Genomic DNA, 13,980 nt, shown 5'->3' on the forward strand with positions numbered 1-13,980 from the left:
AGTTTCCTTAACCCTGACTTGCGTCATCAGCAACACGTGCTGTTAATGGCTGGTTATCGAGGAGGCGTTGTGCTTGATGTAATGCTTCTAATTTTTCGCTATCAGCCATGTCGGTTAGGTTTGGCTCAATAGTGACATTAGGGCGCACTTTCTGCAGACTGTTTACCACTATGGTGTCGTTAGGTGATAAGCCAGCAGTAATAATACGTAAGCCATGAAGTTTTTCACCTAGGCTGACACTTCGATATTCAAGGGTGTTTTTGTCATTTACCAGCAGAACAAACTTGTTATTTAAGTCGGTAAAAATGGCTTTGTCGTCAATTAAAATACTGTCGTATGACTCACTACCAGCAATGCTGATACGGGCAAATAAGCCGGGTAATAATTGATTTTCTTGGTTGGCAAAGTTAGCTCGAACCCGAATAGTACCAGTTTGCTGATCAACGGTATTATCGACAAAGTCGATCACACCTTGATGATTAAAGCTGGTTTCATTTGCCAGAGCCATAACCACAGCGTTGTTACCTAAACGTGGATTTTGACGTTTGTTCTCAAACGATAACGCGGAATATTTTAAATACGTTTGCTCATCGATATCAAAATAAGCGTACATATGCGATGTAGAGACTAAGCTGGTGAGATGTGTTTGTCCGGCGGTGACATAGTTACCTGCCGTTTCATTGGCATACGATACACGACCCGTAATTGGGGCGGTAACATGGGTATATTCAACGTTAAGTTGGGCGCTAGTTAATGCTGCTTTAACTGATGCTACAGCAGCGGCAGTTTGATGCATATTAGAGCGACGAGTATCAATAAGCTCTTCTGAAACCGCTTTTTGATGGAACAGCTTATTGGCTCGTTCATAATCATTTTCAGCAAGTTGGTTAGCTGATATTGCACTGGTTAATTCTGCTTTAAGGCGTTCATATTCAGCAGTAAATACACTCGAGTCGATGGTAAATAACACATCGCCTTTTTGCACTAGCGCGCCTTCTTTAAAGTTAATCGATTCAATATAACCTGACACGCGAGGTACCAAAGTAACCTTTTCTGGTGCTTGTAAGCGTCCAGTAAATTGATCCCATTCAGTAATGCGTTCATAAAGTACGTTGGCAACATCTACCTTCGGCGCTGCGGGTGTATTCGCTTGTTGTGCAGGTTGCTCTCCGCACGCCACTAATAGCAATGCCGTTAGGCTTACTAACAAAGTGATTTTAATTGATTTTAACGTCTTCATGGTGCTGTCCTCTAATCCATAGCATTTACGTTATTTAACAAGCTATTGGGTGCGTTACTTTTGTCTTTGGCTATGTTTTTATACCAACTGGTACAAATTGTTCTGTACCGCACGGTAATATATAGATTAAAATACAACTGTCAATTAGTTTTGTACCGATAGGTATTAAATTATTATGACAAGGTGATTAATAATCAACATGATGAAATAGCTTCATGGCATGCAAGCGTGGCTAGTGACGATGAAATAGCGTTAATCAATACTTGAAAAAGATGAAAAAAAGCGCTTAATCTGCTTATTATTAACCCTTTCTATGATTTAGCGTTGTGCTAAGATGTACGAATTATCTACCGTAAATTAGTCAGTTAACGTGATGATAAATAATGATTCGTTAATATAAGAGGTACTATTGATGACAATAACTAAAGCAGCTTGCGTCGGACGCCCTCGTGGGTTTGATATCGACTTTGCATTAGAGCAAGCGCTACATGTTTTTTGGCGTAATGGCTATGAAGGTACCTCTATAAGCGAATTAACTGAGGTGATGGGAATTAAAAAACCCAGCCTATATGCCGCATTTGGTAATAAAGAGCAGTTGTTCTTAAAAGCCATTGAGCTTTATGAAAACCGTCCCGATTCGCTATTTAATACCGCTTTTAAACATGAGCATATTGCCGATGTTATTCGAGCTTTATTAGTGGGCGCAGCAGCGCAGTTCACCGATTGTAGCCACCCGCAAGGTTGTGCGCTAATCAATAGTGCGTTGTCATGCAATGAAGCAAGCGAAGGGATTAAAGAAGCGGTTCATCTGCTGCAAACTAAACATCAATCTGAATTAATTGATCAGTTTGCTGAGGCTAAACAAAGAGGCGAATTAGCTGATGATTGTCAGCCGAAAGTGTTAGCAACCTTGATCGTGACCTTATTTAAAGGCATGTCTATCCAAGCTGCTGATGGCGCGACACATGATGATTTACGCCATGTTGCTGAAATGGCAGTTACGGGCATTTTAGCCCAACATGTCATAGGGTATTCAGCCGTGAAATAAGCGTCTTTAAAAGACGCTGTCTGACAGTGTTTTTATAACAGGAAGCATCATCTTTTTTTATTGATGTTAGCGGCCAAGTTCAAACCAAACCAATTTATGTCTTGCTTCTACAATTAACAGCCTGTGGTTAGGGCATAAAATGTTGGATCAGCCGAAACAGATGAACCTGCCAAATAACGTAAGTTACAGTTTGCAAAAGAAGTGAATCCCTTAGGGTAAATAGATACTGATGGATTCGTGCCGGCATTATAAAAAATAGCCCAGTCAGCGGTAATATCCGTTTTACTTGCGTCAACAACTACCTCAAATGAACCATCAAGTGCTTTGGCTATATTATCAGCCAGAGGCGTTATGTATCCCACAGTAGTGCTAATATTTACACCATTGAGTATCACCGAACCTGGATCGAGCTTTTCTTGACCCGACAATACCGCTTTTGAATAAACTAAGGTATTGGCTGACTTTAATGCCCCCTGGAATCCCTTCAAACTGGCAATAAGCGCATCACTTTTGAGATTGATAAATTTAGGTGCGGCAACCACGGCTAAAATGCCAAGAATAATGATCACTACCACTAATTCGATAAGGGTAAACCCGCGCTGTTTACTTGTATGCATAGAACTCACTCGCTTTATGTTGTTACGCTATACCGATTGTTATTAGGTAATACATTATGACGAATCTAATGGTATTCATCGCTTATCGCTGGGCATATTAAATAGCTGCCAAACCAAAACATTAACCCGTATTACTCAGTTCAATTATTTCAGTATGAATACCCCACAGACAGAAGTCATTGTTTGCCTTGGTCAATGGAATCCTAAATCGGTGATCTATCTATCAGTTTAACATTTTGTGAATGTCGATTTTTTTGGTAGATTGTCGGCATATATTTGCATTACTGCTTTTACCCCACATAAGGGAAAGATAACCATGAGCAAAGCTAAAATAGGCATCGTTACCGTTAGCGATCGTGCCAGTGCTGGCATATATGAAGATCTGTCTGGTAAGGCGATTATTGATGTATTGAATGAGTATTTAACCTCGGAATGGGAACCTGTTTACAAGGTGATCCCCGATGAGCGTGACGTTATTGAAGCCACATTGATTGATTTAGCTGACAACCAAGACTGCTGTTTAATCGTGACCACTGGTGGCACGGGCCCAGCAAAACGCGACGTAACGCCAGAAGCTACCGAAGCAGTGTGCGATAGAATGATGCCTGGTTTTGGTGAACTAATGCGCGCCGAATCATTAAAGTTTGTACCAACCGCTATTTTGTCTCGTCAAACAGCGGGTCTTCGTGCCGACTCGTTGATTGTTAACCTACCCGGTAAACCTAAGTCTATCCGTGAATGTTTAGACGCTGTATTCCCTGCAATTCCTTATTGCATCGATTTAATGGACGGACCGTTTTTAGTCTGTGATGAAGCGGTGATAAAGCCGTTTAGACCTAAAGCGAAGTAATAACTGACTTGATTAAAAATGCCGTCTAAATTTGACGGCATTTTTATTCGATCTTATTGATGATACTTCAGCATCAATACTACAATTGTTTAAACTGCTGCTTTAAATCAAAATCACTGTCAGTTACTAATTTCTCTAATACTTGTACTCGTTCAATCAATGCTTGGTTTTGTGCTTGTAGATCGCTAACACTGCCCGTGTCAGTTTGCTGCTTATGCTTCATATAATACTTAAACATTTCAGATGCAGTGGTGCCAACCACAATAATGAAGACCAACGCGATAATGGCGATATCATTTTCCATAATGACTCCTAATTAATGCTCTTTTGTTAATAGATTTTTGACTTTCTTATCTGACTTACTCTTATTAAAAGCGCTAGCTAATCTCTCTTGCTAATTACCTCAGCCTTATCTCTACTCGTTAAGGCTGAGGCTCGTCGTTATAAGCTAACGGTTATAAACCAAAGACGACTTTTTCACTTTTAAGCGACTTTTCTAAGCCCGCGGCTAATGCAATGGCAATGATCAGTGTGGTCACAGATGAAATAATTAATTGCATCATTGGAATCTCACGACCTTTAATAAAGTCCATTAATGCTTGTTGCTGGCCAGATACGGGTAACCACTGCAATACGTCTGGGGCGATGTTGTAACTGGCCGCCATTGACAGTGCCAGTGGTACAAATAACACCATGGTTAAGTATGATTGCGCCTCTTTAAAGGTTTTAGCCATAAACGATACATACAGTTGTAAGGTTGCGGCCATCAAGGCGACTGGAATACCCACAAGGAACATTAAGCCCATAAAGTCTGGAGTGATATTGACGGTAAAGCCAATTTCTTGCCACGGTACAAAGGGGTAAGCCACTTTTGATACCAGTAAAATCAAGATTAACCCGAGCAAAGCAAAACAGGTTACGGCAATAATTTTACCGATGACTAATTCGCGGGTGCTCATTGGGTGGCTTAACAATAGTGCTAGTGAGTTACGCTCACGCTCACCTGCGCTGGTGTCGATAGCGAGGTTCATACCGGAAATAAATACCGAGTACATCATGGTGAATATAGCGATGCCTAAAATCATCCCACCTTTAGAGTCTGGTGTGGCTTTGTCTTCGATATTGACCTTTAATGGCTGAGTTATCCGGGGATTAATACCGCGGGCAATTAAGCGAATGCTGCCCATTTCTGCACTATATGCTTGCAGTTGACGCTCTAGTCGACGAATTGATTTTTGCAGCTTCTCATCTGAATTGTCGGCTATTAATATCACTTCAGCTTGTTTAGCTTTGGCCATGTTGGCGGCGTAATCGTCACTAATGGTTAAGATTATTTTGTTCGCCTGTTCATCTTCACCGTGGTTGATGCCGTTATTACTTAAGTAGCGCACTAAATCTGGAGCGTTATCGGCATTGTTGATATTGATGTTTAAATCTTCTGGACTAGACAGCTGACCAATTAACACCATAAACATGCCGCACATGATCAGCGGCGTACCAATGGCATAATATAAACCTGCCATAACAGATCGTTTATCTCGTGCGGCGTCGATGAGTTCTTTGCGCACCATTGCGAGTATCATTTTCATTATGCTGCAATCCCTTCGTCGGTACCGATAAGTTCGATAAATGCATCTTCTAGTGAGTCTTTACCTGTTTGCTGACACAGTTCGTCAGGACTACCGATGGCGACCACTTTGCCATTAGCCATCACGATAACGCGATCACACAAGGCGGCGACTTCTTGCATCACGTGGCTTGAAAACAGCACGCAATGACCTTGGTCTTTGAGCTGCAATAAAATGTCACGCAACAAACGGGTACTCATCACATCAAGCCCGCGAGTAGGTTCGTCTAAAATGATGTTACTTGGCTTATGAACAATGGCTTGTGCTAATGCCGTTTTCATCCGCTGGCCTTGAGAAAAACCTTTGCAGCGACGGTCGCTAATGTCTTCCAGCTTTAATTGTGCAATCACATCTGCGGTGGCTTCTTTCGCTTGTTTGCGCGACATCCCGCTGAGTTCGGCAAAGAAGCTAATGTATTCACGCGGGCTTAAACGTTCATATAAACCAAAAGGGTCGGGGAATAAGCCTAACTGCTTTTTGGCGCCAATTGGATCAACTGCAACATCTATGTTATCAACGGTAGCTGTGCCTGAGTCTGGCTTAAGTAAACCAAATAAGGTGCGTAAACAGGTGGTTTTACCGGCACCATTTGGGCCAAGTAAACCGGTAATTTGGCCATTCTCAGCGCTAAAGCTTAAGTTATCTAAGGCCTGCACATCGCCAATTTTTTTGGTTAAGTTTGCAACAGTAATCATGACTATTCCTTATCCGCAGCGGTATTCGCTGGTGCTGTTGTTTCTATGTCAGTGGGCGTGTCGATAACCGGTAGCGCTTCAACGGTATTGGCATTAAGGTAAAAGCTACGACGGACATCTTTTTGTAAGCATTCACCGTTGATGTCTTTTACTGAACCTTGGTCAACTAACTGGGCGACGAGGTCATTGCCACAGCTTTGGCCTGCCACGCCATGTGTTGCGTAAGGTGCAATGAAGTGCTTTGATTTTGTCAGTTTTTCTTGTGCCATTGCGCCCCAGTTTGGCGGTGTTGCCGGGTCGAGTTCGCCAGATAACAGTAAGGTGGGTATATCACTGAGAATTGGCTCACTAAAGTTGTCATCTACTTGTGGTATCGGCCAGGCTTGGCAGGTTTTTTCTAATCCATCTAACATATTACCGCTGATGTACGACTCTTTTGCATCTTTACGCATTTGATCAGTAATGCGGTGAATGTCTTCGCCACACACAACGGATGCGTGCATGCCCATCGCAATACCTGTGCTATCAGCAGTTAATGTGTAAATACCTAATATCGGTTGGTAATTACCTTGTGCCGCTTGATGAATAGCATGCGGGATAAGTGCACGGATGTTTGCCATGTACATCGCCATTCTAATAGCGCCGCTAAACTTGCTGCGGGTGAGTAAAAACTCGCTGAGTTCATCTGTTTGTGGGTCACGTACTTGTTGGCTTATCGGAGCGGTGGCCAGCAGTTGGTCGACTTTATTGTATTCGTCAGCCAAGTCTGGAAATTGTTGCTGGCAAGCAGGGGTACTTATACAGTCGCGCCATAACACATTTAAACCACGTTCTATTGAGTCACCAATCGCCACGACACTTTGTTGCATTGGCACTACGCCATCCAGTGTCACTGTTAATAAGGCTTCTGGGTAATGGCGCATATAAAGCTGTGCCATACGTGTTCCGTAGGAAATACCGTATAAATGCAGTTTTTGGTAGCCCAAATATTCGCGTACTGCTTCGAAGTCTGTTAACGCGGTATTACTACCATATTGGCTTACATCGGCATCAATTTGACCTAGGCATTTTTCTGTCATCGCAATGATATCGAGATCGTCATCATTCATACTGAGTAATTCAGTGGTGTCATCGTCGCAAGATAAAATGTTCGATTTACCGGTACCACGCTGATCAATCAGTAAAATATCGCGTTGCTGACGAACTTTGGTCAACATGCGATTAAAGAAGGCGGCATTTTCAATGGCTGACTGGCCCGGTCCGCCTGCGATTGCCAGTAATGCTTCATTTGGGTGAGTGTTTTTAATTGCTGGCAAAATAGCAAAATGAATGTCGATTTGCTTACCGTCCGGTAGCTGAGGGTTTTCCGATACAGTTATTTTACCGCACTGTAATTGCTCGTCTAAACCGTCTAAGTAACAAGCACTGGTTTTAGCGGGTGCTGCCACATTGGTTTGCGATGTATCAGCATAACTATTGTTGGCGAGTAAAATTGCAATAGCGACCGCGAGCCATCGGCTAGTACGTGTTGCCGATTGGCATAACCCAGAGCGGGTTGACCGCTTGGCTAAGACTGTGTTGATAAACTTCCTGTTGATCATCGGAACGTTTCCTTTTTGCATTTCATGACGATTATGATACCTTAGCACTTAGTGTATGAGTGTATCAATGTATTAATACAGTTGTTAAAGGCTAATGTTAGAATTAATAAATGTCAACCCCAGCAGTGGTGAACCCATCTATCGACAGTTGCACGATCAAATCGTGCGCTTAATTGTCGGCGGGCAATTGCACCCCGAAGATGTTCTGCCTTCGGTGCGCCAACTTGCCGAGCATTTAGCGGTAAACCCGATGACGGTATCACGTGCTATGCAGCAACTAGTCGACCAAGGTTGGGTTGAGCGCCGTCGTGGTCAGCCGTCACGCGTGGCTGCCAGAACTGCGGCCAATAATGATTCAGGCAGCAGTTTGTTGGCTCCACAATTAACTGCATTAGTTGAGCAGGCACGGCAGCTAGGGGTCGATTATGACCAGTTACAAGTATTGTTGGAACAATTTTGGAATAAAGAATAGCCACAGTTGAGCTAATTTTTAAGGACATCATCTAGGAAGTCGATAATGGAAGCCGAAGAGAAGCCCGTTTTACGCTTTAATCATGTGAGCAAAACCTTTGCTGCAAAACACAAGTCTGCAGCAGGTCATGCGGTGTTGGTCGATCTATCGATGACACTCTATCCAGGTATGGTGGTCGGGTTATTAGGCCAAAATGGTGCGGGTAAATCGACGTTAATGCGTTGTGCATTAGGCATTGTGGGCATCGAACAAGGTGATATTTCAACCCTTGGCGAATCGCCTACCGCTTTATCTATTCAAGCAAAAGAACGTATTGGTTACGTACCCCAGCAGCCTTTTGGTTATGAAGGCTTTACTATTGATAAAGCATTAGAGTTGCACCGTAGCTTCTATCCAAATTGGGATATGACACTCGAGCAAGATTGGCTTAAACGTTTTGATTTAGATGTTACGCAAGCGGTGCAAAAATTATCAGTGGGCCAGCGTCAATCATTAGCATTGATCATGGCTATGGCGTATCGGCCAACCTTACTATTACTCGACGAACCCGTTGCCAGCTTAGATCCCATTGCCAGGCGTCAGTTTATGAGCGACTTGTTCGATCTCGCGCTCGATTCAGGTTCAGCAGTGTTATTTTCATCGCATATCACCTCAGATTTAGAACGTGTTGCCAGCCATGTTGCCCTGATTAAAAAAGGCCAACTGATACTGTTTAAAGAAATCGACGCCTTGCGTGAAGAGGTTAAATTACTCAACTTAGCCGAAAACGCTCAGTTACCGCCACATTATAAAATATTGAGCCAAACCGGACAAAGTGTGCTGGTGGATACGCAAGGTAACCCATCGAATATTGCGGGTGTGCAGAGTGAAAAATCACTCAACCTAGAACAGTTATTTATGGAGCTGCATCGATGAATCAGTCGTTGCAAAACAGTCAACTTTCAGCATGGCGTAAACCTTACCGTGGCATGCTGCGGTTGTGGTTATATGACTTAGGCAGTGTCGGTTTTATTGGTGCCGCAGGATTAGGCCTAATGTTGGGTTTTTTGTGTTTTATCACGGGTAAAACTGAGGTTGTTAGCCTCGTTTTTTCCATGGCAACACTGTCTACGGGGGCGGCAATTGCTTGGCAGTTTAATCGCTTAGCAGCAACCGAGGTGACCGGTCTAATACCTGGCTATCAAAAGCACGTATTCATACAGGCGGCGTCCATCGCAGTCGGTATGTTATTGATACAACTATTTGCCTGTATTGGTTTTGCTGCTTACGATGTCATCCCCAGACTACTGCTAGCCATTGTGGTCAGCTTGCTATTTGTATGGGCCTGTTTATGGCGCAGTAACAGTTTTCATTTATCGTTTTTATTATTCATAACAGTGCCATTTTTAGATAAATTAGCGCTCACGATACCGACGTGGATGATGCTAATACTGATTGCTGGGCTATTGTCTTGGGTGATCCATTTATGTCGCCAACTTAGCTGGAATAACGAGGCGCGTGTGGTGTACCTCAACGCCGTGCAAATGGGCTGGATGTGGCTGCCGAGCATAAAAGGATTCACCTGGATTACTCGTGTTGAGCGGTTGTTTCATCCGATGAACTTTTTTATCGGCCCAGTGCTAACGATGATGCTGCTTTGTTTACCGTTGATCACCCTTGGTTTAATACTGCTGTCGTGGCTATTTGATATTGATGTACCAGCATTATTTTTATTGGTGCAATTTACCGTGATCAGTTGTGCCATTGTTCATTGGAGCCGAATTCAGCGTTGGCGCGCGGCAGAAACGCTGTTTTTATTGCCTTGTTATAGCGGCTTGAGTGGATTGCGCGATGCATTTTACCGCAGCCAGTATCGTTTCATCGCTGTGCTAGTGGCTATGGTCAGCGTGCTAGGTTTTACCAATAGCTTGATTGACCCGCAATATGGCGGATTATTTGTACTGCATTTAGGCCTAAGCACTTTTTGGGGCTGTGCCATTATGCTGGGAATGGGTGCGGCAAGCCGTAATAGCCTGCAAGCCACAGCAGCAATGCTAATAGTGTTACTCCATTCGATATTGGTGTCGTTGAGTTTCGCCGCAGTGCGAGACGGTGACAGCTTATGGGTATGGTTGCTTATGGATGTGCCACTAATTATTGTTGGTGTTGGCGCATTAATTTGGGGTAAAAAACGTTTGTGGCAACATGGCATTTTGGCCCCGTAAATCATCGAGCATAACTGACAAACGTGACCGTAAGCTCAAAAATAGAGCAAAAGCTCTTATGGTTTTTAGCGACTTCAGGTAGAATGCAAAAAGCGGAACACTTGTAAGCTAAAAGGCCACTATCATATGTCATTAGATCAATACCACGTAGTTCGACTCCTGCAACAGCAAGGTCAGTCATTAGGCAATAACATTGCCCTTGAAGGCTTTGATATGCCTGCACCTTGGCATACCGTAACGTGGGGCGCATTTGATACGGTTACAGACTCAGTCGCACAGTTGTTAATTGAGTTTGGCTTACAAGTGCAAGACAAAGTGGTGATTTTAGCGCAAAACTGTCCACAGTGGACCTGTGCAGATATTGGTGCCCTTAAGGCTCGTAATGTTGTGGTACCGGTATATCCAACCAGCACCATAGAGCAAGCGGTATTCATTGTTAACGACTCTCAAGCTAAATTAATTTTTGCGGGTAACCAACAGCAATACGACATGGCTTGCACAGTGGCAGCCCAAGCTGAGTGCGTGCAACACATTGTAGTCTTTGATGCTAACGTTACCCTTAATGCCGATAATCATGTGTATTTTGATCAGGTATTAGCGGCGCAATTTAATCCGCTGATTACCAATGAGCTCAATACTAGACTCGCCAATAGCAACCTAGACGACTTATTCACGCTTATTTATACCTCTGGCACCACCGGCAATCCTAAAGGTGTAATGCTCGACTACCGTAATTTTGCCTCGATGATTAACCAGCATGACAGTGAGTTGCCATTTACTGCGGGTGATGTGTCGTTGGCATTTTTACCGCTGAGCCATGTGTTCGAGCGTGGTTGGAGCATGTATGTATTGTGTCGTGGCGGCCACAATGTGTATTTAAACGACACTAATCGCATTAAAGAAGCCCTTATTGCGGTTAAACCACATACCTTGTGTGCTGTGCCGCGGTTTTTAGAAAAAATTTACAGCGCTGTGCACGATAAAGTCGGCCAAGCGCCTAAAGCGAGACAAACATTATTTGCTTGGGCGATGCGGGTAGGTAAACGCCAATTTGAAGTTAGCCAAGGTCGTGCTTCAGGAAGTTTGTGGTTAAGTGCACAGTGGAAGTTGGCTAACAAGCTGGTTTACAGCAAGTTACAGCAAGTGTTGGGTGGCCGGTTAAAGTTTATGCCCGTGGGCGGTGCCGCGCTCGATATTAATGTGGCCAGCTTTTTTCACAGTATAGGTGTACCGGTATTGTGTGGTTATGGCATGACAGAAACCTGCGCTACGGTAACCTGTAATACTTTAGATAATCGTGTACCAGGTTCAAACGGTAAGCCATTAGAAGCTATGCAAATCAAGCTTGGCAAAGACGATGAAATCTTAGTGCGTGGCGACACTGTGATGCGCGGTTATTACAACCGCCCACAAGATACCGCCGAAGCCTTTGAAGACGGTTGGTTAAAAACGGGTGATGCAGGGCGGATTGATGAGCAAGGTAACTTGTATATTACCGATCGCATTAAAGAGTTAATGAAAACTTCAAACGGTAAATACATTGCACCACAGCGGGTTGAAGGTAAGGTGGCTTGTTGCCCGTTTATCGAACAAGTTGCTATTGTTGCTGATGCGCGTAACTATGTATCAGCCCTAATTGTGCCAGCATTTGAAGCATTAAATACTTGGGCTAAAGCGCAAGGTATTCATGTTGAAAACCCAATTGAGTTGTTACGTCACTCACAAGTGGTGGCTCATTTCGAGCAGCGATTAATCGAGTTGCAACATGAGCTAGCTGGGTTTGAAAAAATCAAAAAATTCACCTTATTACATGAAGCATTTTCGATGGAATCTGGACTCATTACGCCGACATTAAAGCTACGTCGTAAAATGATTTACAGCAAATATCACAGTGAAATTAATGCCATGTATGGCAAGTAATTAACCATCAATCTTTATACCAAAGGACGCATTAGCGTCCTTTTTCGTAATACTTAGTGATAATTGCCTGTATTTCCAGAAGCGGTACAATACTCTATTTTAAAATTAGGCAACATAGAGGGAACTATGGAAATTATCACGGTAAATGGAAAGCCTGTTTTTAGATCTAGCACTCAGTCGTTTTATGACAATCAATTTAGCCAAAAAGTGTTGGCTAATATCGATACAAAAACTCTTTTTAAAAAAATTGATGCGATACCAGGGCTTGCGGGCGCAGGAATCGTTTATATTGATAGCAAGTACAACATTATTGAATTAAGAAAATTCGAACCTGTTTGCCAACTAAATCCGATTAAAATCGTTCTAAGGGAGCCGCCTCAATTAATGAGTCAGGCTGAGTTTGCCTCCCATTTAAAAGGTAGCCAAGGTAATATCCGTGAATCTAAATTAGTTGGTGAATTGGGAAATGCTGCTTGGAGTTGTGGGACTGCAATGGTTGGTTGGTTTGTAATTGCAACTAGTACCGTATCGATTCCCTTAACTGGTGGATTAAGCACTGCAATTACTTACCTTGCTTCAGCTGCTACAATTGCTGGTACCTTACAATGTATTAATGGTGTTGTTAGGGGCACAAATGAATTTATTGCACCTGAAAGAAATGATTATTTAGATAATCAAGAATGGTATGAAAACGCAACAATGGCAGTAGATTTAGTGTCGTTAGCGGGTGCTTCTGCTTCTGCTTTTGTAACAATCAAAACAATTAAGATTATGCAGGCAAATAGTGGAAGATCGACTTTAGATATGCTTAAGAGTTTGTCAAGACCAGAGCAAAGAAGGTTGAATAACGAAATAATTAGAGCCAATATACCAGGAGTATCCAACAAAATTTTGAAAAGTATAAGAAAAAGACCCGGATATAAATCCTATTCAACAAAACACATAACAGCATCTTTCCGGCTTCAGATAGTCGATGCTGTAGGTGCTTCTATGAGCTTTACTGGTAGTGTTTCATCCGGAACATTAAGATCTTTAGCAGTAGCCGTAGGTATTTATGAGGAGTTTCCTCCAGAATGAGTAATGATATTACAAAGGATGAATCTGTTGGTCTTTTCTCTTATGCCAAAGGAATGATCATTTTTCTCATGGCGTCTTTATTAATGACAGTTTCAATTGCTTTGATTCTATCATTTTCTATTCACGAGTATTTTTCACTAAGTCCTGAAATAATGCTCGTTATATTATGTTTTGCAACAATATACTTTTTTGTTGTCAATTTTCGAGTTGTGAGAGGTTCATTCCGAGCTGTGAAGATATTAAAATATACATTATATATTTTAATTTTTTTCTTTTTACCTTCCATGTTTATGCGCAGTTTTGAGATTACTTCCATTGCTGTAAACTTTATTTGTTTAACTTTTCCAATACTATCAATATGGATTATACAAAGTAGTATATATCTCGCTTTTGTTAAAAAGCAGCATGATGCAGTCCAAAATTGGAAGAATATACAGGCTGAGGCTGATATTGTCGTTGCACAACAGCGAAAATCTCCAGAGGTTATCGACGCCAGTAAGGATTCTATAAACTAAAATAATATAGTGGTCTGTCCCCCGGTACTTTCCTTGCACTCCCCATAATTCCTTCGCAATACAGACTTTTTTAATGACCTCGAGTGAGATGTGTCGTTAGAATGGGCTAATGA

General features: G+C 42.5%; 14 protein-coding genes. 8 read left to right on the top strand and 6 right to left on the bottom strand.

What is annotated here, in order from left to right:
- Window positions 1-7: 7 nt before the first annotated feature.
- On the bottom strand, window positions 8-1,240 hold the full coding sequence (locus AAEY99_RS03015; protein ID WP_351009074.1) for an efflux RND transporter periplasmic adaptor subunit: 1,233 nt from the start codon (window positions 1,238-1,240) through the stop codon (window positions 8-10).
- A gap of 412 nt (window positions 1,241-1,652) precedes the next feature.
- Here AAEY99_RS03015 and AAEY99_RS03020 point away from each other — a divergent pair, with 412 nt between their 5' ends.
- Window positions 1,653-2,288, top strand: coding sequence for a TetR/AcrR family transcriptional regulator (locus AAEY99_RS03020; RefSeq protein ID WP_101088648.1), 636 nt, complete (start codon window positions 1,653-1,655; stop codon window positions 2,286-2,288).
- 113 nt (window positions 2,289-2,401) lie between these two features.
- Here AAEY99_RS03020 and AAEY99_RS03025 read toward each other — a convergent pair whose 3' ends face one another.
- Window positions 2,402-2,905, bottom strand: a complete 504-nt coding sequence (locus AAEY99_RS03025) for a type II secretion system protein (RefSeq protein ID WP_182744665.1) — start codon at window positions 2,903-2,905, stop codon at window positions 2,402-2,404.
- Window positions 2,906-3,221: 316 nt separating this feature from the next.
- Here AAEY99_RS03025 and mog point away from each other — a divergent pair, with 316 nt between their 5' ends.
- Window positions 3,222-3,755 (top strand): molybdopterin adenylyltransferase, encoded by a 534-nt coding sequence (mog, locus tag AAEY99_RS03030; protein WP_011639389.1) that lies wholly within the window; start codon window positions 3,222-3,224, stop codon window positions 3,753-3,755.
- A 79-nt stretch (window positions 3,756-3,834) separates the two neighbouring features.
- Here mog and AAEY99_RS03035 read toward each other — a convergent pair whose 3' ends face one another.
- The 4 genes from AAEY99_RS03035 to AAEY99_RS03050 all read right to left on the bottom strand — a co-directional run bounded on the left by AAEY99_RS03035 (window position 3,835) and on the right by AAEY99_RS03050 (window position 7,679).
- Entirely contained in the window at window positions 3,835-4,059 is a 225-nt protein-coding gene (locus tag AAEY99_RS03035; protein WP_101088644.1) for a hypothetical protein, read from the bottom strand.
- Between the two features lie 151 nt (window positions 4,060-4,210).
- Window positions 4,211-5,344, bottom strand: a complete 1,134-nt coding sequence (locus tag AAEY99_RS03040; protein WP_101088643.1) for an ABC transporter permease — start codon at window positions 5,342-5,344, stop codon at window positions 4,211-4,213.
- Window positions 5,344-6,078, bottom strand: coding sequence for an ABC transporter ATP-binding protein (locus AAEY99_RS03045; protein ID WP_059746052.1), 735 nt, complete (start codon window positions 6,076-6,078; stop codon window positions 5,344-5,346). Before AAEY99_RS03045 ends, AAEY99_RS03040 begins: the two co-directional genes overlap by 1 nt.
- Window positions 6,079-6,080: 2 nt before the next feature.
- Complete coding sequence (locus AAEY99_RS03050; protein WP_351009078.1) at window positions 6,081-7,679, bottom strand: alpha/beta hydrolase; 1,599 nt, start codon at window positions 7,677-7,679, stop codon at window positions 6,081-6,083.
- A gap of 94 nt (window positions 7,680-7,773) precedes the next feature.
- Between AAEY99_RS03050 and AAEY99_RS03055 the strand changes: the two genes are divergently transcribed.
- The 6 genes from AAEY99_RS03055 to AAEY99_RS03080 all read left to right on the top strand — a co-directional run bounded on the left by AAEY99_RS03055 (window position 7,774) and on the right by AAEY99_RS03080 (window position 13,867).
- Window positions 7,774-8,151, top strand: coding sequence for a GntR family transcriptional regulator (locus tag AAEY99_RS03055; protein WP_011639383.1), 378 nt, complete (start codon window positions 7,774-7,776; stop codon window positions 8,149-8,151).
- 45 nt (window positions 8,152-8,196) lie between these two features.
- Window positions 8,197-9,066 carry an ABC transporter ATP-binding protein gene (locus AAEY99_RS03060; protein ID WP_351009081.1) on the top strand — a complete coding sequence of 290 codons (870 nt, stop codon included), beginning with the start codon at window positions 8,197-8,199 and terminating at the stop codon, window positions 9,064-9,066.
- Complete coding sequence (locus AAEY99_RS03065; RefSeq protein WP_351009083.1) at window positions 9,063-10,355, top strand: ABC transporter permease; 1,293 nt, start codon at window positions 9,063-9,065, stop codon at window positions 10,353-10,355. Before AAEY99_RS03060 ends, AAEY99_RS03065 begins: the two co-directional genes overlap by 4 nt.
- 126 nt (window positions 10,356-10,481) lie before the next feature.
- Window positions 10,482-12,275 (top strand): AMP-dependent synthetase/ligase, encoded by a 1,794-nt coding sequence (locus AAEY99_RS03070; protein ID WP_351009086.1) that lies wholly within the window; start codon window positions 10,482-10,484, stop codon window positions 12,273-12,275.
- A gap of 63 nt (window positions 12,276-12,338) precedes the next feature.
- A complete protein-coding gene (ssp4, locus tag AAEY99_RS03075; protein ID WP_351009087.1) occupies window positions 12,339-13,352 on the top strand; it encodes an Ssp4 family T6SS effector in 1,014 nt (337 codons plus the stop codon).
- A complete protein-coding gene (locus AAEY99_RS03080; protein WP_351009089.1) occupies window positions 13,349-13,867 on the top strand; it encodes a hypothetical protein in 519 nt (172 codons plus the stop codon). Before ssp4 ends, AAEY99_RS03080 begins: the two co-directional genes overlap by 4 nt.
- Window positions 13,868-13,980 lie beyond the last annotated feature (113 nt).

Source organism: Shewanella sp. S1-58-MNA-CIBAN-0166, assembly GCF_040310085.1.
Taxonomy (GTDB): domain Bacteria; phylum Pseudomonadota; class Gammaproteobacteria; order Enterobacterales; family Shewanellaceae; genus Shewanella.

Coding starts and splice junctions, on each gene's coding strand:
- AAEY99_RS03070 (WP_351009086.1), top strand. CDS start 10,482: ATGTCATTAGATCAATACCACGTAGTTCGACTCCTGCAACAGCAAGGT.
- mog (WP_011639389.1), top strand. CDS start 3,222: ATGAGCAAAGCTAAAATAGGCATCGTTACCGTTAGCGATCGTGCCAGT.
- AAEY99_RS03080 (WP_351009089.1), top strand. CDS start 13,349: ATGAGTAATGATATTACAAAGGATGAATCTGTTGGTCTTTTCTCTTAT.
- AAEY99_RS03020 (WP_101088648.1), top strand. CDS start 1,653: ATGACAATAACTAAAGCAGCTTGCGTCGGACGCCCTCGTGGGTTTGAT.
- AAEY99_RS03060 (WP_351009081.1), top strand. CDS start 8,197: ATGGAAGCCGAAGAGAAGCCCGTTTTACGCTTTAATCATGTGAGCAAA.
- AAEY99_RS03035 (WP_101088644.1), bottom strand. CDS start 4,059: ATGGAAAATGATATCGCCATTATCGCGTTGGTCTTCATTATTGTGGTT.
- AAEY99_RS03045 (WP_059746052.1), bottom strand. CDS start 6,078: ATGATTACTGTTGCAAACTTAACCAAAAAAATTGGCGATGTGCAGGCC.
- AAEY99_RS03050 (WP_351009078.1), bottom strand. CDS start 7,679: ATGATCAACAGGAAGTTTATCAACACAGTCTTAGCCAAGCGGTCAACC.
- AAEY99_RS03055 (WP_011639383.1), top strand. CDS start 7,774: ATGTTAGAATTAATAAATGTCAACCCCAGCAGTGGTGAACCCATCTAT.
- AAEY99_RS03040 (WP_101088643.1), bottom strand. CDS start 5,344: ATGAAAATGATACTCGCAATGGTGCGCAAAGAACTCATCGACGCCGCA.
- AAEY99_RS03025 (WP_182744665.1), bottom strand. CDS start 2,905: ATGCATACAAGTAAACAGCGCGGGTTTACCCTTATCGAATTAGTGGTA.
- AAEY99_RS03015 (WP_351009074.1), bottom strand. CDS start 1,240: ATGAAGACGTTAAAATCAATTAAAATCACTTTGTTAGTAAGCCTAACG.
- AAEY99_RS03065 (WP_351009083.1), top strand. CDS start 9,063: ATGAATCAGTCGTTGCAAAACAGTCAACTTTCAGCATGGCGTAAACCT.